This window comes from Streptomyces sp. SJL17-4 (assembly GCF_036826855.1).
Lineage (GTDB): Bacteria > Actinomycetota > Actinomycetes > Streptomycetales > Streptomycetaceae > Streptomyces.
In genome coordinates this window covers 2,625,975-2,646,767 of sequence record NZ_CP104578.1, presented here as the reverse complement: position 1 = coordinate 2,646,767, position 20,793 = coordinate 2,625,975, and the positions used below count along the sequence as shown (strand labels likewise).

15 protein-coding genes are annotated in these 20,793 nt (G+C 71.1%); 9 read left to right on the top strand and 6 right to left on the bottom strand.

Annotation, left to right across the window (positions count from 1 at the left end; translation table 11 throughout):
- Positions 1-25: 25 nt before the first annotated feature.
- From N5875_RS11420 to N5875_RS11410, 3 genes are all read left to right on the top strand, one after another.
- Positions 26-1,357: an MFS transporter gene (locus N5875_RS11420; protein WP_318207720.1), complete on the top strand. Its 1,332-nt coding sequence runs from the start codon at positions 26-28 to the stop codon at positions 1,355-1,357.
- A 283-nt stretch (positions 1,358-1,640) separates the two neighbouring features.
- Positions 1,641-3,257: a citramalate synthase gene (gene cimA / locus N5875_RS11415; RefSeq protein ID WP_338493440.1), complete on the top strand. Its 1,617-nt coding sequence runs from the start codon at positions 1,641-1,643 to the stop codon at positions 3,255-3,257.
- Between the two features lie 66 nt (positions 3,258-3,323).
- Positions 3,324-4,670 (top strand): hypothetical protein, encoded by a 1,347-nt coding sequence (locus N5875_RS11410; protein WP_318207715.1) that lies wholly within the window; start codon positions 3,324-3,326, stop codon positions 4,668-4,670.
- A 21-nt stretch (positions 4,671-4,691) separates the two neighbouring features.
- Here N5875_RS11410 and dnaN read toward each other — a convergent pair whose 3' ends face one another.
- Positions 4,692-5,804 carry a DNA polymerase III subunit beta gene (gene dnaN / locus N5875_RS11405; RefSeq protein ID WP_318207714.1) on the bottom strand — a complete coding sequence of 371 codons (1,113 nt, stop codon included), beginning with the start codon at positions 5,802-5,804 and terminating at the stop codon, positions 4,692-4,694.
- A 125-nt stretch (positions 5,805-5,929) separates the two neighbouring features.
- On the opposite strand from dnaN, the gene N5875_RS11400 reads away from it, so the two are divergent.
- Positions 5,930-7,141, top strand: coding sequence for a serine hydrolase domain-containing protein (locus N5875_RS11400; RefSeq protein WP_338493438.1), 1,212 nt, complete (start codon positions 5,930-5,932; stop codon positions 7,139-7,141).
- Between the two features lie 12 nt (positions 7,142-7,153).
- Positions 7,154-7,786, top strand: coding sequence for an ankyrin repeat domain-containing protein (locus tag N5875_RS11395; RefSeq protein WP_318207712.1), 633 nt, complete (start codon positions 7,154-7,156; stop codon positions 7,784-7,786).
- 154 nt (positions 7,787-7,940) lie between these two features.
- Here N5875_RS11395 and N5875_RS11390 read toward each other — a convergent pair whose 3' ends face one another.
- Positions 7,941-8,552 carry a YceI family protein gene (locus N5875_RS11390; protein ID WP_318207711.1) on the bottom strand — a complete coding sequence of 204 codons (612 nt, stop codon included), beginning with the start codon at positions 8,550-8,552 and terminating at the stop codon, positions 7,941-7,943.
- A gap of 242 nt (positions 8,553-8,794) precedes the next feature.
- Here N5875_RS11390 and N5875_RS11385 point away from each other — a divergent pair, with 242 nt between their 5' ends.
- From N5875_RS11385 to N5875_RS11370, 4 genes are all read left to right on the top strand, one after another.
- Positions 8,795-9,304 (top strand): hypothetical protein, encoded by a 510-nt coding sequence (locus N5875_RS11385; protein ID WP_318207710.1) that lies wholly within the window; start codon positions 8,795-8,797, stop codon positions 9,302-9,304.
- Positions 9,305-9,434: 130 nt separating this feature from the next.
- Positions 9,435-13,325, top strand: coding sequence for an endo-alpha-N-acetylgalactosaminidase family protein (locus N5875_RS11380; protein ID WP_338493436.1), 3,891 nt, complete (start codon positions 9,435-9,437; stop codon positions 13,323-13,325).
- 276 nt (positions 13,326-13,601) lie between these two features.
- On the top strand, positions 13,602-15,185 hold the full coding sequence (locus N5875_RS11375; protein ID WP_318207708.1) for an acyl-CoA carboxylase subunit beta: 1,584 nt from the start codon (positions 13,602-13,604) through the stop codon (positions 15,183-15,185).
- Positions 15,186-15,199: 14 nt separating this feature from the next.
- Complete coding sequence (locus tag N5875_RS11370; protein WP_030320260.1) at positions 15,200-15,403, top strand: acyl-CoA carboxylase subunit epsilon; 204 nt, start codon at positions 15,200-15,202, stop codon at positions 15,401-15,403.
- A gap of 181 nt (positions 15,404-15,584) precedes the next feature.
- On the opposite strand, the gene N5875_RS11365 is transcribed toward N5875_RS11370, so the two are convergent.
- From N5875_RS11365 to N5875_RS11350, 4 genes are all read right to left on the bottom strand, one after another.
- The gene (locus N5875_RS11365) at positions 15,585-16,166 is read right to left on the bottom strand and encodes an ATP/GTP-binding protein (protein WP_017235983.1); all 582 of its coding nucleotides are present in this window, start codon (positions 16,164-16,166) and stop codon (positions 15,585-15,587) included.
- Positions 16,147-16,701 (bottom strand): DUF742 domain-containing protein, encoded by a 555-nt coding sequence (locus N5875_RS11360; RefSeq protein ID WP_266969610.1) that lies wholly within the window; start codon positions 16,699-16,701, stop codon positions 16,147-16,149. Before N5875_RS11360 ends, N5875_RS11365 begins: the two co-directional genes overlap by 20 nt.
- A gap of 92 nt (positions 16,702-16,793) precedes the next feature.
- Complete coding sequence (locus N5875_RS11355; protein ID WP_026057603.1) at positions 16,794-17,207, bottom strand: roadblock/LC7 domain-containing protein; 414 nt, start codon at positions 17,205-17,207, stop codon at positions 16,794-16,796.
- A gap of 7 nt (positions 17,208-17,214) precedes the next feature.
- Complete coding sequence (locus tag N5875_RS11350) at positions 17,215-20,508, bottom strand: nitrate- and nitrite sensing domain-containing protein (RefSeq protein WP_318207707.1); 3,294 nt, start codon at positions 20,506-20,508, stop codon at positions 17,215-17,217.
- Between the last annotated feature and the right edge of the window lie 285 nt (positions 20,509-20,793).

Here is a 20,793-nt window from a genome sequence, read left to right as displayed (position 1 = left end):
GTCACCTCCGGCACGGTTCCGGTCCATGGGACGAGAGCAATGGAAGAAGATCTGGGTCGGCTCCGCGGGCAACATGGTGGAGTGGTTCGACTGGTTCGTGTACGCGAGCTTCGCCACCTACTTCGCGGGGGCGTTCTTCCCCGAGGGCAACGACACCGCCAAACTCATGAACACCGCCGGCATCTTCGCCGTCGGCTTCTTCATGCGGCCCGTCGGCGGCTGGCTCCTGGGCCGGGTCGGTGACCGCAAGGGCCGCAAGGCGGCCCTCACCCTCACCGTCACCCTGATGTCCGCCTCCGCGCTCCTCATCGCGGTCGCGCCCACCTACGCGGTCGCCGGATACGGCGGCGCGGCCGTCCTCCTGATCGCCCGCCTCCTCCAGGGGCTCTCGGTCGGCGGCGAGTACGCCGCCAGCGCCACCTACCTCACCGAGGCCTCCGCGCCGGAGCACCGCGGCTTCGCCTCCAGCTTCCAGTACGTGTCGATGACCGCGGGCCAGATCCTCGGTCTCGGCCTGCTGCTGATCCTCCAGCAGACCCTGTCCACCGAGGCCCTGCACAGCTGGGGCTGGCGCATCCCCTTCGTCCTCGGCGCCCTCGGCGCGGCCGTCGTCTTCTACCTCCGCCGCACGATGCTGGAGACGGAGGTGTACGAGACCACCGCCGACGACGGGGTCGCGAGCGACCAGAAGGGCACCCTCAAGGCCCTGTGGGGGCACAAGCGCGAGGCCTTCCTCGTCATCGCGCTCACCATGGGCGGGACCGTGGCGTACTACACGTACACCACCTACCTCACCAAGTACCTCTCCAACTCCGCCGGCCTCCCCAAGCAGACCGCGACCCTGGTCTCCTTCTGCGCCCTCATCGTCTTCGCCTGCCTCCAGCCGCTGGCCGGCCGCCTCTCCGACCGCATCGGCCGCCGCCCGCTGCTCATCACCTTCGCGGTGGGCTCCACCCTCCTCACCGTGCCGATCCTGACGATGCTGAAGCACGCGGGCTCCTTCTGGCCGGCCCTCGGCCTCTCCCTGCTCGCCCTGCTCGTCATCACCGGCTACACCTCCATCAACGCCTGCGTGAAGGCCGAGCTCTTCCCCACGGGCATCCGCGCCCTCGGCGTCGCCCTGCCGTACGCCATCGCCAACGCGCTCTTCGGCGGCACCGCCGAGTACGTCGCCCTCTGGTTCAAGGACGCGGGCATCGAGTCGGGCTTCTACTGGTACGTCGCGGGCTGCGCGGCCGTCTCCCTGGTCGTCTACCTCACGATGCGGGAGACCCGGGACATCGACCTGGGCCGGGTCGGCGCGTCCGGCTCCGGCTCCCTGCCCGGACAGAAGCGAGATCAGCTGCCCGTATCGTGAGACCCCCGTCCCGCCGGGACGTCGCCTGTGTCAGACTTCCGGCGTGCTTGCTACCACGATGATTATCGGCAGCAGCGCGCCGGTCCGCAGTGGCCACTGATTCGCGGCACGACCCCCGCGGCAGTGGACACCGTGCCTCAGACCCGCGCGCAGACCTCTCGCACCCGCGAGGGGTTTTTTCGTTTTCCGGCCCCATCCCATGCCGGAAGCGGACGTCGCGTGAGAATGGGGGCAAGTGGATCCAGACCTTCCGGAGCCACATCCGACAGGAGCCATCACAGTCATGACCACGGAGAACGCCGAGAGCCAGCGCCTCGACGACAGCTTCCATGTCTTCGACACGACGCTGCGCGACGGGGCGCAGCGTGAAGGCATCAATCTCACCGTCGCGGACAAGCTGACCATCGCCCGGCACCTCGACGAGTTCGGCGTGGGCTTCATCGAGGGTGGCTGGCCGGGCGCCAACCCGCGTGACACGGAGTTCTTCGCCCGCGCCCGTCAGGAGATCGCGTTCAGGAACGCGCAGCTCGTGGCCTTCGGTGCCACCCGCAGGCCGGGCGGCGACGCCGCCGTCGACCCGCAGGTCAAGGCCCTCCTGGACTCCGGCGCCCCGGTCATCACGCTCGTCGCCAAGTCGCACGACCGGCACGTCGAGCTGGCCCTGCGCACCACCCTCGACGAGAACCTGGAGATGGTCCGCGACACCGTCTCCCACCTGGTCTCCCAGGGCCGCCGCGTCTTCGTCGACTGCGAGCACTTCTTCGACGGCTACAAGGCCAACCCCGACTACGCCAAGGCCGTCGTCCGCGCCGCGTACGAGGCCGGCGCCGATGTCGTCATCCTGTGCGACACCAACGGCGGCATGCTCCCCGCCCAGATCCAGGCCGTCGTCGCCACCGTCCTCGCCGACACCGGCGCCCGCCTCGGCATCCACGCCCAGGACGACACCGGCTGCGCCGTCGCCAACACCCTCGCCGCCGTCGACGCCGGCGCCACCCACGTCCAGTGCACCGCCAACGGCTACGGCGAGCGGGTCGGCAACGCCAACCTCTTCCCCGTCGTCGCGGCCCTGGAACTCAAGTACGGCAAGAAGGTGCTGCCCGACGGCGCCCTCGCCGAGATGACCCGGATCTCGCACGCCATCGCCGAGGTCGTCAACCTCACCCCCTCCACCCACCAGCCGTACGTCGGCGTCTCCGCCTTCGCGCACAAGGCCGGACTCCACGCCTCCGCGATCAAGGTCGACCCCGACCTCTACCAGCACATCGACCCCGAGCTCGTCGGCAACACCATGCGGATGCTCGTCTCCGACATGGCCGGCCGGGCCTCCATCGAGCTCAAGGGCAAGGAGCTCGGCGTCGACCTGGGCGACGACCGCGCGCTCGTGGCCCGGGTCGTCGAACGGGTCAAGGAGCGCGAGCTCCAGGGCTACACCTACGAGGCCGCCGACGCCTCCTTCGAGCTGCTCCTGCGGGAGGAGGCCGAGGGCCGGGCCCGCCGCTACTTCCGTACCGAGTCCTGGCGCGCGATCGTCGAGGACCGCCCCGACGGCACCCACGCCAACGAGGCCACCGTGAAGCTCTGGGCCAAGGGTGAGCGGATCGTCGCCACCGCCGAGGGCAACGGCCCCGTCAACGCCCTCGACCGCGCGATGCGCCTCGCCCTGGAACGGATCTACCCGCAGCTCGCCAAGTTCGAGCTGGTCGACTACAAGGTCCGCATCCTGGAAGGCCGCCACGGCACCGAGTCCACCACCCGCGTCCTGATCACCACCAGCGACGGCAACGGCGAGTGGTCGACGGTCGGCGTCGGCGAGAACGTCATCGCCGCCTCCTGGCAGGCCCTGGAGGACGCCTTCACGTACGGGGTGCTGCGGGCCGGGATCGACCCCACCGAGTAGCCCTCCCACAGCAGCCCGGTTCGGTCCTCTATGTCTTGTTTGTCGTGGTTCGGGTAGCGTCGAACCATGAGGACCAGGCCGCTCTCCGTACTGTCGGCCCTCGGCGGGCTGATACTGCTGCTGCTCCTGGTCCTGGCGCCCTCCGCGGGCGCCAGGGCCACGGGGATACCCGACGCGGCCGCCGCCCTGAAACAGGGCCCGGTGTACGTCGACCCGGGCGCCGCCGACCAGCTGTCGAAGTCCCAGGCGGACGCCCTCGCCCAGAAGATCAAGGACGCGGACAAGCCGCTGTTCGTGGCGGTCCTGCCCGCGAACGCGCAGTTCCCGCCGGAGAACCTCCTCGCGAACCTGCGGACCCAGACCGGAGTCACCGGCCTGTACGCGGTCCGCCTCGGAGACGGCTTCGACGCGGGCGCCGACCGCGCCGTCATGTCCCCACAGGCCGTCCAGAACCTCGTCACCTCCGTACGCCAGCCGGGCGTCGACGCGGCCACCGAGCTCAACAACTTCGTCGACCAGGCCCTGCCCACCCTGCGCGGCTCCGCCCCCGCCGGCTGGGGCTCCGTCGGCACCGACGACGGTGTGCCCGTCGCCGGCCTCGTCACCCTCGGCGCCGTGGTCGCCGCGGGAGGCGCGGGGGCGTACGCGGTCGTCCGCCGCAACCGGCTCCGCAAGGAGGCCGAGGAACGCGCCGCACTCGACAAGCTCCGGGTCGTCGTCGACGAGGACATCACCGCCTTCGGCGAGGAACTCGAACGCCTCGACTTCCACCCCGCCGAGGCGGGCGCCGACGACGCCATGAGGGGCGACTACGAGCGCTCCCTCGACTCGTACGACAAGGCGAAATCCCTGATGGCCTCCGCCGCCCGGCCCCATGACGTCCGCGCGGTCACCCAGGCCCTGGAGGACGGCCGCTACTCGCTCGCCGTCCTGGCCGCCCGACGCGAGTCCCGGGCGCTCCCCGAGCGCCGCGCCCCCTGCTTCTTCGACCCGCGCCACGGGCCCTCCACCGAGGACCGCACCTGGACCCCGGCCGGCGGCGCCGCCCGCCAGGTCCCGGTCTGCGCCGCCGACGCCTCCCGCCTCGACGACGGCCTCGACCCGATGGCCCGCACCGTCGACGCGGACGGCGTCCGCCGCCCGTACTGGGAGGCGGGCCCGGCCTACGGCCCCTGGGCCGGCGGCTACTTCGGCGGCGGCCTCCTCCCCGGCCTCCTGATGGGCACCGTCCTCGGCTCGATGCTCTCCACCCCGGCCTACGCGGCCGAGTACGGCGGCAACGAGTTCGAGGGCGGCGACTTCTCCGGCGCCGACTTCGACTCCGGCGACTTCGGCGGCGGGGGTGGTGACGGCGGCGGCTTCGGCGGCGGCGACTTCGGCGGTGGCGGCGACTTCGGCGGCGGCGGATTCTGACCGCCGGCCCGCACGGCCTGGTCAGACCAGTGGCTTCACCGACATCAGGAGATGGCGGTGGGCCGCTTCCGGGCCGACGGCGCCGTCGGTGAGCAGGGCTCGCTGGCCCGGGCCCAGGAGGTGGAAGTGGACCTTCGGGGTGTCCAGGGTGGTCAGGGCGTCCAGGAGGTAGCCCGGGTTGAAGGCGACCGTGAGGGTGTCCGGGCCCGTGAGGGTGGCCGGGAGCTGCTGGGAGGCCACGTCGTCCTCGTAGCCCGCCCGGAGGTGGATCGACGTGGGGGTGAAGGTCAGCTGGACCGGGCTGTCGCCCTCGGCGACGACCGCGACCCGCTTCACGGCCTCGGTCAACGGGACCCGGTCGGTGGAGGCCAGGGCGTGGTCGCCCAGGGCGAACAGCTTGTCGTGGCGGGGGAGACGTCCGTCGAGCAGCCGCGTGGTGGTGCGCAGACCGCCGCTCTCGAAGCCGACCGAGCCGCCGTCCAGGGCGAGCGTGGCCGGGCCCGCGTTCACCAGGGAGCGGGCTATCTCGGTGAGGCGCCGGGCCGGGACGACCACGTCGGCGGGTTCGTCCCGGGTGTCCGCCCCCGGCTTCCATTCCAGGGTGCGGACGGCGTACCGGTAGCGGTCGGTGGCCGCGAGCGTCATGGTCGTGCCGTCCAGGGCGAGCCGTATCCCGGTGAGGACCGGCAGCGAGTCGTCCCGGCCCGCCGCCACGGCCACCTGACCGACCGCCGCGGCGAAGGCGTCCCCGTCCACCAGGCCGCGGACCTCGGGCAGCTCGGGCGGGGCGGGATAGTCGTCCAGGGGCAGCAGGGAGAGGCCGAAGCGGGCGTCGCCCGAGCTGACCGAGAGCCGGGCGCCCTCCACGGCGAGCTCCGTGCGGCCCCGGGGGAGCACCTTGCAGATGTCGAGCAGCCGCCGGCCCAGGACCAGCGCCCGGCCCTCGACGTCCGTGTCGGCCTCGACCTCGACCCGGGCCGAGGCCTCGTGGTCGAGGCCGGACACCCGCAGCCGGCCGTCCCTCGCCTCCAGGAGCAGGCCGCCGAGAACGGGCATGGGGGAGCGGGCCGGCAGGACGCGCGCGGCCCAGGCCACGGCATCGGTCAACACGCCGCTGTCGATACGGAATTCCATGCCACCGACGCTAGACGCCACCACTGACAACGCCGTTGGCCTGCGGCGCTCCAGAGGGAAGGAAATCGCTCGCTTGATCGTTCCGGTGACTGAACACGTCGGCGAGTTTCAGGGGGAGCAGCGCGATGAGCGACGGCCACGTCCACGGCACGGTGGAGCCCGGATTCGAGTCCGTACGGGAGGAGTTCGCCACCGTCGTGGCGAGCGAGGCACGCGACGGCGGAGCCCAGCTCGCCGTCCACCACCACGGCCGGCTCGTCGTGGACCTCTGGGGCGGCGACGGGGTCCACGGGGACTCGCTCCTCGGCCTCTACTCCTCCTCCAAGGGCGCCATGGCCCTGATCGCGGCCCTCCTCGTCCAGGAAGGCGTCCTCGACCTGGATCGCGAAGTCGCCTCCTGGTGGCCCGAGTTCGCCGCCGAGGGCAAGGGGAGGCTGACCCTGCGCCAACTGCTCGCCCACCGGTCCGGCGTGATCGGTGCCGACGGCGGCCTCAGCCCCGACGAGCTGGCCGACGACCGGGCCGTCGCCGCACGCCTCGCGGGCCAGCGCCCCTTCTGGGAGCCGGACACCGCCCACGGCTACCACGCCCTCGTGATCGGCGCCCTCGTCGGCGAGGTCGTCCTGCGGGCCACCGGCCGGACGATCCAGGAGCTGTTCGAGGAGCGGGTCCGCGCCCCGTACGCGCTCGACTACTACCTGGGCCTGCCCGAGGAGCTGGAGCCCCGCTTCCGTACGGCCCTGCCGATGCTGCCGACGCCCGCCGAGCAGGCCCTCCTCGCGGAGAACCCGATCGCCCCGGACAGCCTCATGGGCATCGCGTTCAACTTTCACGCGGACCCGCCGTTCGACATCGTCGGGTACGCCAACTCCCGTACGGTACGGGCCCGGGCGCCGATCTCCGGCGGCGGCGTCGGCTCCGCGCGCGGCCTCTCCCGGATGTACGCGGCGATCGCCGGCGAGCTCGACGGCCGCGCCCCGCTCCTGAAGCCGGACACGCTGGCCGAGGTCGCCCGGATCCACTCCTCCGGCCAGGACATGGTGACCGGCGCGACGAACGCCTTCGGCCTCGGCTTCGTCCCGCTGGCCACCCGCCACCCGGTGCTCAGCCCGCTCGCCGTCGGCCACAGCGGCGCCCCCGGCTCCCAGGCCTTCGCCGACCCGGCCACCGGCCTCGCCTACAGCTACACCCGCCGCCGCTTCGCCTTCGCCGCCGGGCCCGGCGCCGCCGAGAACGACCGCCTGATCCCGGCGGTGGCCGCGGCGGCCGCGGCGGCCGCGAGCCGGAACGCGGATCTCGGGCGTGGCGGAGGGCGTGGCCGAGAAGGAGACGTTTGACATGATCAGCCGATGCATCGAGAGGACGATCCCCTGGACGCCGTGAAACGGCTCGGACGCGCGGCGGAGGCCGGCGACGCGGCGCTCGTCGCGGAACTCCTCGCCGCGGGCGTGGACCCGGACGCGCAGGAGCAGTACCGGCCCACACCGCTGGACCTGGCGATCGGCAAGGGCCGCGCGGACGTGGTCGCCCTCCTCCTCGGCGCGGGCGCCGACCCGCAGCAGTACACCGGGGAGTACCGGGAGCTGACGCCGCTCTGCCAGGCCGTGTCATGGGGGCGCGCCGACATCGCGAGGCTTCTCCTCGCCGCCGGGGCCCCCACGGGCATCCAGTCCCGGCACGGGAACCTGCTCCCGCTCGTCCTCGCGGCGACCTGTACCCAGACCGACGACCGGGGGCCCCTCATCGACGTCCTCCTGGAGTACGGCGCGGAGCCGGACGACCGGTCGATGAAGGGTGAGACCCCTCTCGAATGGGCGGCGGGCACACCCCACCCCGACACGGTCCGCCATCTGCTCGCCCGCGGTGCCACCCCCACCCCGCTCGCCGCCGGCCGGGCCCACCGCGGCGCCCGGCGCCTTCCGGAGCATGCCGACGCCTTCCGGCAGATCGAGGAGGCCGTCCTCCGCGCCGCGGGACGCTGACGACGCCGCGACGCCGACAGCCGCGCGACGCCGGGAGCCGCGCAACGCCGAGCGCCCGCCTTCCGCTGCTGCGGAGGGCGGGCGCGCTCGTGTGACGTCGGAGTCGAGGTCCGGATCGGGTCCGGATCGGGTCCGAATCGGGTCCGGGTCGGGATCAGGCGGCGTTCTTGATCGCGGAGATGTCGAAGTTCAGCTTGACCTTGTCGCTGACCATCACGCCGCCGGTCTCCAGGGCCGCGTTCCAGGTCAGGCCCCAGTCGGAGCGCAGGATCTCGGCGGAGCCCTCGAAGCCGACGCGCTCGTTGCCGTACACGTCCGTCGCGGAGCCGTTGAACTCCAGGTCGATGGCGAGCGGCTTCGTGACGTCCTTGATGGTCAGGTCGCCGGTGATCCGGTACTTGTCGCCGCCCAGCTGCTGGGCGTGCAGGGAGCGGAACGTCATGAGGGGGAACTGCTCGACGTCGAAGAAGTCGCCACTGCGCAGGTGGCCGTCGCGGTCCGCGATGCCCGTGTCGATCGAGGCGATCCTGACGTCGATCGAGGCGGTGGAGGCGTCCGGGTTCGCGCCGTCCAGCTTCAGGGCGCCCTCGTGGTCGGCGAAGGTGCCGCGGACGTTGGTGACCATGGCGTGACGGACGGTGAAGCCGATGCTGCTGTGGGCCGGGTCGATGGTGTAGTCGCCGGTCAGGGCGGTCAGGGCCGGGTCCACCGGGAGGGTGGCGACGGCGACGGCGGACTCGTTGCTCTTGCGGTTGAAGATACCCATGACTGACAGCTCCTTGATCGGGATGTGTGTTGATCAGTTCTTGTTGAACCTTCAACGAGAATGACTGTAGACGCATTCCGTTCAACTTTCAACATCTCTGGAAGATGTTCATCCGAACAGTGCCGCCAAGACGCCGACGCCCTCTGGCGGACGCGCGTAGAACTACGGCACCATCTCCCTGCGCGATGAGCACCACCTGCACAACCGTCCCCACCGTCACGGTCACCAGCAGGAGGCACCCCATGAAGCTCCGCTCCGTCCTCACCGCCCTCGCCCTCGTCCTCGGCGCGCTCTTCGCGCCGGGCGTCGGCGTCCTCACCGCCGCCGGCGAGGCCCACGCCGTCACGAAGATCAGCCACGCCACCGCGACCTCGATGTTCCGGTCCTCCGGGATCACCTGGTCCTCGTCCGGCGGCTGCTCGGACCGAAACAACCCCACCTGTACGTCCTTCGAGCAGCTCAACCTCGCCACCGCCCAGGGCGCCCAGACGCTGAAGAGCGCCAGCGGCTGCGCCCTCAACATCACCGGCGGCACCGAGACCGGCCACGCGGGCGGCACGTACTCCCACTGGAACGGCTACAAGCTCGACTTCAGCAAGTACACGTGCGTCGGGAACTACATCAAGAACACGTTCACCTACATCGGCGTACGCGGTGACGGCGCCCCGCAGTGGAAGTCCGGCGCGGGCAACATCTACGCCGACGAGGGCAACCACTGGGACGTGACCTTCTACAACTGCGGCGGCTGCTGACCGGCCGCAGACCTCAAGGAACCCCCTCCGGTGGTCACTTGGACTAACCGAAGGGGGTTCTTGGACTGGAGGGGCCCGCGCGGCGCGATCTCGTTGACGCTGCCGCCGGGGCGGGGGCCAACTAGTGCGCATGTCCCTCCCCCCTTCGCGAAGAATCCGTGCGGCCTGTGCCCTCGCCGTCGCTTCCTCCGCCGTGTTCGCCCTGGCCGGGCCCGCCCTTGCCGACGGCGCCACGGCCGGGGGTGCGGCAGCCGCCACCGGCACCGCAGCCACCGCGGCCACCGCCACCGACGGCCCCGTCATCGCCTCCCGGCAGCTCTCCGTCGCCGTCGCCGAGGACTTCCCCCGCGTCCTCTCGTACACCGACCGCGCGAGCGGCGCCCGGCTCCTCGGCAGTACGGCCCCGGTCACGCAGATCGTCCTCAACGGCACCGCCCGTGCCGTCCGGGCCAAGGGCGCCCCCGTCCTGACGGCCGACTCCGCCGCGTACACCCTCACCTTCCCCGACCTCCCCGGCGTCGAGATCGACGCCCGGCTGAGCGTCGACGGGCGGGTCACCACGTTCCGGGTGACCGCCGTCCGCGACACCGAGGGCTTCCGGGTCGGCACCCTCGACATACCGGGCCACGACCTGGTCTCCGTCGGTTCCTCGGACGCCGGCGCCGCGACCGCCTTCACCCGGCTCGACCCGGACTCCACCCGGACCGCCGACGTCTTCGCCCGGATCACCGACGCGACCGCCGCCGAGGCCGACCCGTTGGGAGCGAGCTACGCCATCGTCAGCACCGGGCAGCTCGCCGCCGCCGTGGAGTCGAACTCCAGCTACGACAAGCCGTCGGGGGCATCGGCCCGCGACGGCGCCCGCTTCTGGCACCAGGCCCGCAAGCAGACCACCGGCACCGGCACCGAGACCCGGGTCGGCGTCTGGTCCGGCCAGTGGACCTACCGCGGCGAGGGCGCCCCGAAGCCCGCGAGCGGGGACGGCCTGCCCTGGGCCAAGGTCGTCGTCACCCCCGACGCCAACGCCGACGGCACCACCGACTGGCAGGACGGCGCCGTCGCCTTCCGCACGATCGGGATCAAGGCCCCCGGCAGCGAGGACACCCCCGACCGGGTCGTCGCCCACATCCCGTTCAACTTCGCCTCGCAGGCCACCCACCCCTTCCTGCGCACCCTCGACGACGTCAAGCGGATCTCGCTCTCCACCGACGGACTCGGCCAGTTCGCGCTGCTCAAGGGGTACGGCTCCGAGGGCCACGACTCCGCCCACCCCGACTACGGGGGCAACTACAACAAGCGGGCCGGCGGCCTCGCCGACCTCAACGTCCTCCTCAAGGAGGGCCGGAAGTGGGGCGCGGATTTCGGCGTCCACGTCAACGCCACCGAGTCGTACCCCGAGGCGAAGAACTTCAGCGAGACCCTCGTCGACAAGACGAAGCCCGGCTGGAACTGGCTGAACCAGAGCTACTACATCGACCAGCGCCGGGACATCAACAGCGGCGACCTCGCCCGCCGCTTCCAGCAGCTCCGCGACGAGACCGACCGCAACCTCTCCACCCTCTACATCGACGTCTACTACACCCACGGCTGGATCGCCGACGAGACGATGAGGGCCGTCCAGGCGCAGGGCTGGAACGTCGCCACCGAGTGGTCCGAGAAGTTCGAGCGGGCCTCGCTCTGGTCCCACTGGGCCAACGACCTCGACTACGGCGGCGCCACGAACAAGGGCCTCAACTCGCAGATCGTCCGCTTCATCCGCAACGGAGAGAAGGACGTCTGGAACAACCACCCGGTCCTCGGCCAGACCGCCCTCGTCGACTTCGAGGGCTGGACCGGCGAGACCGACTGGAACGACTTCACCGCCAACATCTGGCAGCGGAACCTGCCCGCCAAGTACCTCCAGCAGCAGCGGATCACCCGCTGGAACGGCAACGACCTCACCTTCACCGGCGGGGTCCGCGGCACCGTCGAGAACGGCCGCCGCACCTTCTACGAGAACGGCCGCAAGGTCCTCGACGGCGACGGCTACCTGCTGCCCTGGGACGACGGCAGCAAGCTCTACCACTACAACAAGTCCGGCGGCACCACCAGTTGGGCCGTCCCGTCCGGCGTCCGCTCGTACACGGTCCACAAGCTCACCGACAACGGGCGCGTGAAGACCGCCACCGTGCGCCCCGTCGACGGGAAGATCACCCTCGACGCCGTCGCCGGACAGCCCTACGTCCTCCACCCCGACCGCGCGCCCGCACAGCCCGCCCCGAAGTGGGGCCAGGGCACCCCGGTGAAGGACCCCGGCTTCAACGACGCCGCGCTCACCGGCTGGACCAGGACCGGCACCGTCGCCCGTGACACCGACGTGCAGGGCCGCAACAGCGCGAAGCTCTCCGGCACCGCCACCGCCTCGGTCCGCCAGTGGATCACCGGCCTCACCCCGGGCGAGCGGTACACCGCCTCCGCCCTGATCGAGGTCGAGCCCGGTGCCACCCGGCCCACCACCCTCTCCGTCGGCGGGCGGGCCGTCACCGTCGAACGGTCCTCGCTCCAGGACAGGGTCGCCGCCTCCGACTGGAACGGCACCCGCTTCCAGCGCGCCAAGGTCACCTTCACCGCGCCGCCGAAGGGCAGCACCCCGCTGAAGATCGAGGCCGCGGGCGGCAGCGCCGCCACCGTCCGGATCGACGACGTCCGCATCGTCGCCAACGCTCCCGCCACCAAGGCCGGGACCGTGGTGTACGAGGACTTCGAGGCCGTCGACCAGGGCTGGGGCCCCTTCCTCAAGGGCGACGCGGGCGGCACGACCGACCCGCGCACCCACATCGCCCAGCTCCACGCCCCCTACACCCAGGCCGGCTGGAACGGGAAGCTGATCGACGACGTCATCGGCGGCGCCGAGTCCCTCAAGTCCCACGACGAGAACAGCGGACTCGTCTACCGGACGGCGCCGTGGACCGTCCCCATGAAGGACGGCCGCAGCTACCGCGTCGAGTACGACTACCGGTCCAGCCACGCGGGCGCGTACGAGTGGATCACCGGCTACGACCGGACGAACGGCACCTCCGTGGAGACCCGCCGCACCCCCCTCGGACAGCAGCGGACGAGCGGGCACTTCTCCGAGACCGTCACCGCCGGCTGCGGAGACACCTGGACCGGACTGCGCAAGCGCGGTGACGCCCCGGACGGCGCCGACTTCGTCCTCGACGCCTTCACCGTCACCGACCTCGGCCCGGCCACCGAGCGCGCCGCCTGCGGCACGCTCACCGTCACCGCGCCCGAGACCCTGGAGCCCGGCCGCCCGAACCAGGTCACGGCCACCTTCGGCAACGACGAGGCGACCGAGGTCTCCGGCGCCCTGGCCGCGCTCACCCTCCCGGCGGGCTGGACCGCCGAACCGGCCGCGCCCGTCACCCTCGGCACCGTCGCGCCGGGCGGGAAGGCCACCGCCACCTGGCAGGTCACGCCTCCGGTGGACGCGGCCTACCAGCCGTACACCCTGGACGCCACCCTCACGTACGCCGTCGGGGGAGGGGAGCGGAAGCTCACCGCCGCGACCACCGTCCGCACGCTGCCCCCGCCGCCCACCGCCGACAGCTGGGCCAGCGACCTCGACTGGACCTCGGCCACCAACGGCTGGGGCCCCGTCGAGCGGGACCTCTCCAACGGTGAGACCGGCACCGGCGACGGCTCCCCGCTGCGGATCGGGGGAGTGACGTACGCCAAGGGCCTGGGCAGCCACGCGCCCGCGAAGGTCCGCTACTACCTGGGCGGCCGCTGCACCTCCCTCACCGCCGAGGTCGGGGTGGACGACGTCCAGACCAGCCGGGGCACCGTCCGGTTCAGCGTCCTCGCCGACGGCACGGAGCGGGTGAAGTCCCCGGTCCTCAAGGCCACGGACCCGGCCTGGTCCCTCACCGCCGACGTGACCGGAGCCACCTGGGTCGACCTGGTGGTCGACGACGGCGGCGACGGCAACGGCAACGACCACGCGGACTGGGGCAGCGCCCGCTTCCACTGCGGAGGCTGACCGGGGGCGGCACACCGGGCCCGCGACCCTTCGGGGCCGCGGGCCCTTTCGGCGGCATCGGCTACCTTGTGGGCGGCGAACACGGGCCCGGTGCAGAGGGCCGACGAATCCCGGCCCACCAAGGTCTATGTTGAACCCCTACAAACACGAGGGGTACCTGACTGTTGACTCGTGCTGAACGGTTCGTCGTTCTGTCCAGCCCCACCAGGATTCGACACGGGAGACTGTACGGAGTCGACGGCGGGGTTTTCTTGTCCGACTTCGTAGGGTCGGTACATGACCGTTGTGGACCAGATCCCGAGCGAGCCCGCTGACGCCCGTGGCCGAGTGGCCGAGCTGCACGTCCTGCGCGAGCAGGCCCTCCGCGGCCCGAGTGAGCGCGCGACCGAGGCCCAGCACGCCAAGGGCAAGCTGACGGCGCGCGAGCGCATCGAGCTGCTGCTCGACCCTGGTTCCTTCAGCGAGGTCGAGCAGCTTCGCCGGCACCGCGCCCAGGGCTTCGGCCTGGAGGCGAAGAAGCCGTACACCGACGGTGTGATCACCGGATGGGGCACGGTCGAGGGCCGGACGGTCTTCGTCTACGCGCACGACTTCCGGATCTTCGGCGGCGCGCTGGGCGAGGCCCACGCGACGAAGATCCACAAGATCATGGACATGGCCATCGCGGCCGGTGCCCCGCTGGTCTCCCTGAACGACGGCGCGGGCGCCCGTATCCAGGAGGGCGTCTCGGCGCTCGCCGGCTACGGCGGCATCTTCCAGCGCAACACCCGCGCGAGCGGCGTCATCCCGCAGATCTCGGTGATGCTCGGCCCGTGCGCCGGCGGCGCGGCCTACAGCCCGGCGCTGACGGACTTCGTGTTCATGGTCCGTGAGACCTCGCAGATGTTCATCACCGGACCGGACGTCGTCAAGGCGGTCACCGGTGAGGAGATCACCCAGAACGGCCTCGGCGGCGCCGACGTCCACGCGGGTGTCTCCGGTGTCTCCCACTTCGCGTACGACGACGAGGAGACCTGCATCGCGGAGGTCCGCTACCTCCTGTCGATGCTCCCGCAGAACAACCGCGAGAACCCGCCGACCGTCGCCTCCGAGGACCCGGCGGACCGCCGCTCCGACGTCCTGCTCGACCTGGTCCCGGCCGACGGCAACCGCCCGTACGACATGCACAAGGTCATCGAGGAGCTCGTCGACGACGGCGACTACCTGGAGATCCACGAGCGCTGGGCCCGCAACATCATCTGCGCGCTCGCCCGCCTCGACGGCCAGGTCGTCGGCATCGTCGCCAACCAGCCGCAGACGCTGGCCGGTGTCCTCGACATCGAGGCCTCCGAGAAGGCCGCCCGCTTCGTGCAGATGTGCGACGCCTTCAACATCCCGATCATCACCCTTCTGGACGTACCCGGCTTCCTGCCGGGCGTCGACCAGGAGCACGGTGGAATCATCCGGCACGGCGCGAAGCTGCTGTACGCGTACTGCAACGCGACCGTGCCCCGGATCTCACTGATCCTGCGCAAGGCCTACGGCGGCGCGTACATCGTCATGGACTCCCAGTCCATCGGCGCCGACCTGACGTACGCCTGGCCCACCAACGAAATCGCGGTCATGGGCGCCGAGGGCGCCGCCAACGTGATCTTCCGCAAGCAGATCGCGGAGGCCGAGGACTCCGAGGCCATGCGAGCCCGCATGGTCAAGGAGTACAAGGCCGAGCTGATGCACCCGTACTACGCGGCGGAGCGCGGCCTGGTCGACGACGTCATCGACCCCGCCGACACCCGCCAGGTGCTCATCAGGTCCCTCGCGATGCTCCGCACCAAGCACGCCGACCTGCCGTCCCGCAAGCACGGCAACCCGCCTCAGTAAGAGGAGTCATCCACGTGACAACCCCTGCCAACCTTCTCCGCGTCGAGAAGGGCCACGCCGACCCCGAGGAGCTGGCCGCCATCACGGCGGTGCTGCTCGCCCGTGCCGCCGCCCGGTCCGACGAGGACACCGCCGCGGGCCACCGCGGCCGCACCACGGCCGGCTGGCGCCGCCTGGAGCGCGAGCACGGCTTCCGCGCCCCGCACAGCTGGCGCTGAGCCGCCCGAAGGCACGACGGAGGGCCGGAAACCGGTGAGACCGGGTTTCCGGCCCTCCTTCATGCCTTCAGGGGCCCCTGACACGCCACACACGCCGAACAACACGTACAACGCCGTACAACGCCGAAGGCCGCGTTCCCGACGGGGAACGCGGCCTTTCGGTACGGGCGCCGGGGGACAGCTACCGCAGGCGGGCCATCAGGGCGTGCTCGACCAGGGTGATGAGCGCGCTCTTGGCGTCGGCGCGGTGCCGGGCGTCCGTGGTGATGATGGGGGTGTCCGGCCCGATCTGGAGGGCCTCGCGGACCTCCTCGGGCTGGTAGGGCTGGTGGCCGTCGAAGCCGTTGAGGGCGATGACGAACGGCAGGCCGCTGTTCTCGAAGTAGTCGACCGCGGGGAAGCAGTCGGCGAGACGGCGGGTGTCGACCAGGACGACGGCGCCGATGGCGCCGCGGACCAGGTCGTCCCACATGAACCAGAACCGGTCCTGACCGGGCGTACCGAAGAGGTACAGGATCAGGTCCTGGTCCAGGGTGATGCGGCCGAAGTCCATGGCGACAGTCGTCGTCGTCTTGTCGCCGGTGTGCGTGAGGTCGTCGATCCCCGCGGAGGCGGACGTCATGACGGCCTCGGTACGCAGCGGATTGATCTCAGAGACGGCGCCGACGAACGTGGTCTTGCCCACGCCGAAGCCACCCGCCACCACGATCTTCGCGCTGGTGGTTGAACGGGCCGCGCCGCCGCTAGAGCTTGCGAAGTCCACTGAGCACCCTTTCGAGCAGTGTCACGTCTGGCTGACCGCCGGCGGCTTCGTCGCCGCCCGGCTGGTGGATGGCGACGAGCCCGGCCTCTGCCAGGTCGGCCACGAGGATTCGGGCGACGCCGAGGGGGATGGAGAGAAGGGCCGAGATCTCGGCCACCGACTTGATCTCGAAGCACAGCCGGCAGATCCGCTGGTGCTCGGGCAACTGCCCCTGCAGCCGGGACGGATCGGCCGTGGTGCTGACCAGCGCCTCGATGGCGAGCTGGTAGCGCGGCCGGGTCCGGCCGCCGGTCATCGCGTACGGACGCACCAGCGGGTTGTGCGAGCCGCCCGAGCTGCTGGAGCCGGCGGCGGACGGAGCGCGCGAGGAGCCCTGCGCACCCGCGGGCTGGGCGTGGGGCTGCCGATAGGGCTGCGACACACCCTGTCTGCTCGGGGTGGAGGGAAAGTTGAACCGGTTCTGCGCGGTGTCGCCGAGCGGCGCCTGGTGCGCGTCATAACCGTTGTAGGGGCTTGAGCCCGGTGGTGTTCCCACGTCTCCTCCTCCGACTGCCTCGCGGTCCATGTCCCTTGGAACCGCGCCACCGCACCTTACGGGGCGGTGGCGCGAAACGCACTGTCTGTCTGTTAGTTGAGAAGACTTCCCTGAAGCTCCGCCCGGAGGTCAGGAGTCAGGACGGTGCCCGCGCGGTCCACGAGCAGTGCCATCTCGTAGCCCACGAGACCGATGTCGGCCTCGGGGTGGGCGAGCACGGCCAGCGAGGAGCCGTCCGAGATCGACATGATGAAGAGGAAGCCGCGCTCCATCTCCACCACGGTCTGATTGACCGCACCACCCTCGAAGATCCGGGACGCGCCCGCGGTCAGCGAGGTCAGTCCGGAGGCGACGGCCGCCAGCTGGTCGGCGCGGTCCCGGGGGAAACCCTCGGACATCGCCAGCAGGAGTCCGTCGGCGGAGACCACCACCGTGTGGGACACCCCGGGGGTGTTGTCCACGAAGTTGGTGATCAACCAGTTCAGATTCTGCGCCGCCTGGCTCATGCTCACACTAACGCTCCTGGTTGTAGGTACTGCCCGGGCCGAGGCCCGATCCGTTCGTGTCCGTTCCCGCGCTGCGTCCCTGCTGGACGCCGCGGCGCAGGTTGCTCAACCTGCCCCGTACGTCCTCGGGTGCGCGGGAGACCTGGGGGCCGCCCTGCGGGGTCTGCTCAGCCGTGCCCTCGACCAGGTTGGCCTTCGGGACCCGGCGGGGAAGACCGGACGAGGTGACCCCGCCCGCCTTCGGGTCCTTGAGCTTCCCGGCCCGCTGCCAGCGCTCGTCGTTGGTCGAGCGCCATTCGTCGGTGGGGTCGGCTTCGTTCTGCTGCTGCTCCTGCGCCGGCTGCGCGGGCTTGGCCTGCTGCGGTGCCTGCTGCTGCGGCGCCTGCTGGGTCGGCGAGGCGACGCTGCCGCGGCGCGGCAGTCCGGCGTCGGTCAGCGCGTGACCGGCGTCCGGGACGGCACTCGGGGTCGGACCCGGACGGTCGAAGCCTACGCGGTCGGGGTCCTGTTCGGGAGCGCTCGGGGCAGATTCCGATTCCGCTCCGAACGGCTGCTGGTAGCCGCCCTGGTAAGCGCTCTGATCCTGCCAGTCTCCCTGGTGGGACTGGGTATCGAACGCATTGCCGTACTGCTGGTGTTCGGTTCCCGGGGTCTCGTACGAGGCTTCCGCATAGCCCTGCTGCGGGTAGGCCTCGTAGCCCTGCTGCGGGTACGCGTAGCCGTCCTGCTGCTGCGGGAACCCGGCCGCGTACTCCTGGCCGTACCCCTGCGACTGCTGGGGCTGCTGCTGCCCGAACTCCTGCGCCGGGGCGTACTGCTCGGCCGGGTACTCCTGACCCTGCTGCTGCCCGTACTCCTGGCCCTGGGGCTGACCCTGCTGCGCGTACTCCTGGCCCTGCTGCCCGTACTCCTCCGGCTGCTCCGTCTCGTCACGGAACAGCGGCCGGTCGCCGCCCTGTGCCTGGGCCTCCAGGGCGGCACGCCGCCCCTCGCGCTTCAGCGAGCGGTTGACCGGGTCGAGCTGACGCTCCTCCTCGGCCGGCTGCTCGTAGCGCGAGTCGTCGAAGCCGAGGTCGGCGGCGGTCAGCATCGGCTGCTGCTGCGGCGGGGCGCTCTCGAAGGCGCTCTGCTGCTGCTGCGGAATGATCTGCGAGACCGTGAAGTCGTCCTGGAGCGGCTGCTCGCCACCGCCACCGTGCGTGATCGCGTCCGGCAGCATGACCAGCGAGGTCGTACCGGCCTGCTCGCCCGAGGGGCGCAGCTGGACCCGGATGCCGTGGCGGTCCGCCAGCCGGCCGACCACGAAGAGGCCCATGCGCTGCGAGACGGCCGCGTCGACGGTCGGCGGGTTGGCCAGCTTGTGGTTGATGTCCGCGAAGTCCTCGGCGGTGAGGCCGATGCCCTTGTCGTGGATCTCGACCATCACACGGCCGTCGGGCAGACGGGTCGCGGTGACGCGGACCTTGGTCTGCGGGGAGGAGAACGTGGTGGCGTTCTCCAGGAGCTCGGCGAGCAGGTGCACGAGGTCGGTCACGGCCTGGCCGTGGATCTCGGCGTCCGGCACGCCCGCCAGCTCGATGCGCTCGTACTGCTCCACCTCGGAGGAGGCGGCGCGCATGACGTCGACCAGCGGGACCGGCTGGTCCCAGCGGCGGCCGGGCTCCTCGCCGGCGAGGACGAGGAGGTTCTCGCCGTTGCGGCGCATACGGGTCGCCAGGTGGTCCAGGCGGAAGAGGTTCTCCAGCTGGTCCGGGTCGGCCTCGTTGTTCTCCAGGTCGGTGATGAGGGTCAGCTGGCCCTCGATCAGCGACTGGTTGCGCCGCGAGAGGTTGGTGAAGATCGCGTTGACGTTGCCCCGGAGCATGGCCTGCTCGGCGGCGAGCCGGACGGCCTCGCGGTGGACCTGGTCGAAGGCGCGGGCGACCTCGCCGATCTCGTCCTGCGTGTCGATCGGGATCGGCTGCACACGGGTGTCGACGCGGCCCGGCTCGGTACGGGAGAGCTGGTCGACCAGCATCGGCAGGCGCTGCTCGGCGATGCCGAAGGCGGCGGTGCGCAGCTGCTGCATCGCGCGGCTCATCTGGCGCGCCATCATCCCGGCGAGGATGAAGGCGGCGAGCAGGGCGACGACGACGATGGCGCCGATGACCCAGGCGTCCGTCTTGGACTCGTCGGAGATCTTGATCGCCTCGGCCACGGCCTTGTCGACCAGGGTCTTCTCGACCTCGGAGTAGCCCTCGAACTTGGCCGTGGCGATGGCCATCCAGGTCTCGGCCGTGATGCCCTTGGCCTTGAGCGACGCGAGGCCCTCGGGGTCCTTGGCGGTACCGATCGCGGTGGCCGCGCCCGAGTAGACGGAGCCGTCCTTGCCCTTGGGCAGGTCGAGGCCGGCGGCCTGCATCTGCTTGGCGCCCTCGGTGGCCTTGCCCGTCATGACGCGCTTCAGCATCTCGACGTCCTCGGGCATACCACCGGAGGCGAACTCGCCGAGGGCGATCTGCTCCAGGTAGTTGTACGAGTTGAACGCCACGGACTGCTGGGCGAAGACGGTCTCGGTGCGGCTGGGCCGGACCAGGAGCTGGGTGCCTATGGAGCGCTGGAGGGACTCGGCGCCCTTGGCCAGCTGGATGGCGTAGACGCTGCGGCCGTAGGCCGTGACGTTGCCGGTGCCGAGGCCGAGCTCGTTGGAGAACTCGGTCAGGTAGTGCTGGACGCCGGTGTACTGGAGCTGGGTGTTCACCGGGTCGAGGGAGCGGGTGTACGCGGCCTTGCGCAGCGCGTCGAGCTTCGGCTCCTCCTCGCGGAAGAGGTTCAGCCGGCGCTCCAGGCCCTGGCCCGAGGGCAGGTCCTTGGCGGCCTCGTCGAACTTCACCTTGGCGGCGTCGGTCGCCGCGTACGCCCTGGTGACCTCGTCGCTCTTGCGGTCCTCGGCGGTCTTCGCGGCCAGCAGCGGACCCGCGGTGAGGTCACGCTCGTTCAGGAGGGCGGTGCTGTACTCCGAGGCGGCGCGCACGATGAGCGCCGTCTTCTCGGCGTCCTGCGCCTCCTGCCAGGTGTCGATGGCTCCCTTGACCTGGAAGCCACCCATGACCAGGCCGACCAGCACGGGTATGCAGAGGATCGCGTTCAGCCTGGTGGGCACCCGCCAGTTGCGGGGCGAAAGCTTGCTGGAGCTGCCCGGGGCGGCGGCCACGGCGGGCTGCGTCACGGGCACGTCCGCGGGCGACATCACCGTGCGCGACGGCGGGGTGAAGTTGCCCCGTGTCTCCTGCTCCGCGGAGCTTTCCTTGCTGCGCCTCACTCGACCAACAACCTCTCGGCGTCGGCACCTACGTTGTGCCGGTGTTTCGTTCAGGGCCGTACTACTCGGGAGTTCATGAATTGCAGCACGTGAAGGGGGTCGGTTCCAAACAGTGGGATGCGGCCGGTTTCACGGGCCCACGCCTCGTATAAAACGGGCATAAAGAGCGAGCCCCGTCAAAAGACGGGGCTCAGGTGAGCGCAGCGACACCGATCGGATGCGTCGGGTGTCCGAGGCGCCCCAATTCTCTGTCGAAACGTTATGAACGCGCGGGCGGCCGTGTCG

Coding starts and splice junctions, on each gene's coding strand:
- N5875_RS11420 (WP_318207720.1), top strand. CDS start 26: ATGGGACGAGAGCAATGGAAGAAGATCTGGGTCGGCTCCGCGGGCAAC.
- cimA (WP_338493440.1), top strand. CDS start 1,641: ATGACCACGGAGAACGCCGAGAGCCAGCGCCTCGACGACAGCTTCCAT.
- N5875_RS11410 (WP_318207715.1), top strand. CDS start 3,324: ATGAGGACCAGGCCGCTCTCCGTACTGTCGGCCCTCGGCGGGCTGATA.
- dnaN (WP_318207714.1), bottom strand. CDS start 5,804: ATGGAATTCCGTATCGACAGCGGCGTGTTGACCGATGCCGTGGCCTGG.
- N5875_RS11400 (WP_338493438.1), top strand. CDS start 5,930: ATGAGCGACGGCCACGTCCACGGCACGGTGGAGCCCGGATTCGAGTCC.
- N5875_RS11395 (WP_318207712.1), top strand. CDS start 7,154: ATGCATCGAGAGGACGATCCCCTGGACGCCGTGAAACGGCTCGGACGC.
- N5875_RS11390 (WP_318207711.1), bottom strand. CDS start 8,552: ATGGGTATCTTCAACCGCAAGAGCAACGAGTCCGCCGTCGCCGTCGCC.
- N5875_RS11385 (WP_318207710.1), top strand. CDS start 8,795: ATGAAGCTCCGCTCCGTCCTCACCGCCCTCGCCCTCGTCCTCGGCGCG.
- N5875_RS11380 (WP_338493436.1), top strand. CDS start 9,435: ATGTCCCTCCCCCCTTCGCGAAGAATCCGTGCGGCCTGTGCCCTCGCC.
- N5875_RS11375 (WP_318207708.1), top strand. CDS start 13,602: ATGACCGTTGTGGACCAGATCCCGAGCGAGCCCGCTGACGCCCGTGGC.
- N5875_RS11355 (WP_026057603.1), bottom strand. CDS start 17,207: ATGAGCCAGGCGGCGCAGAATCTGAACTGGTTGATCACCAACTTCGTG.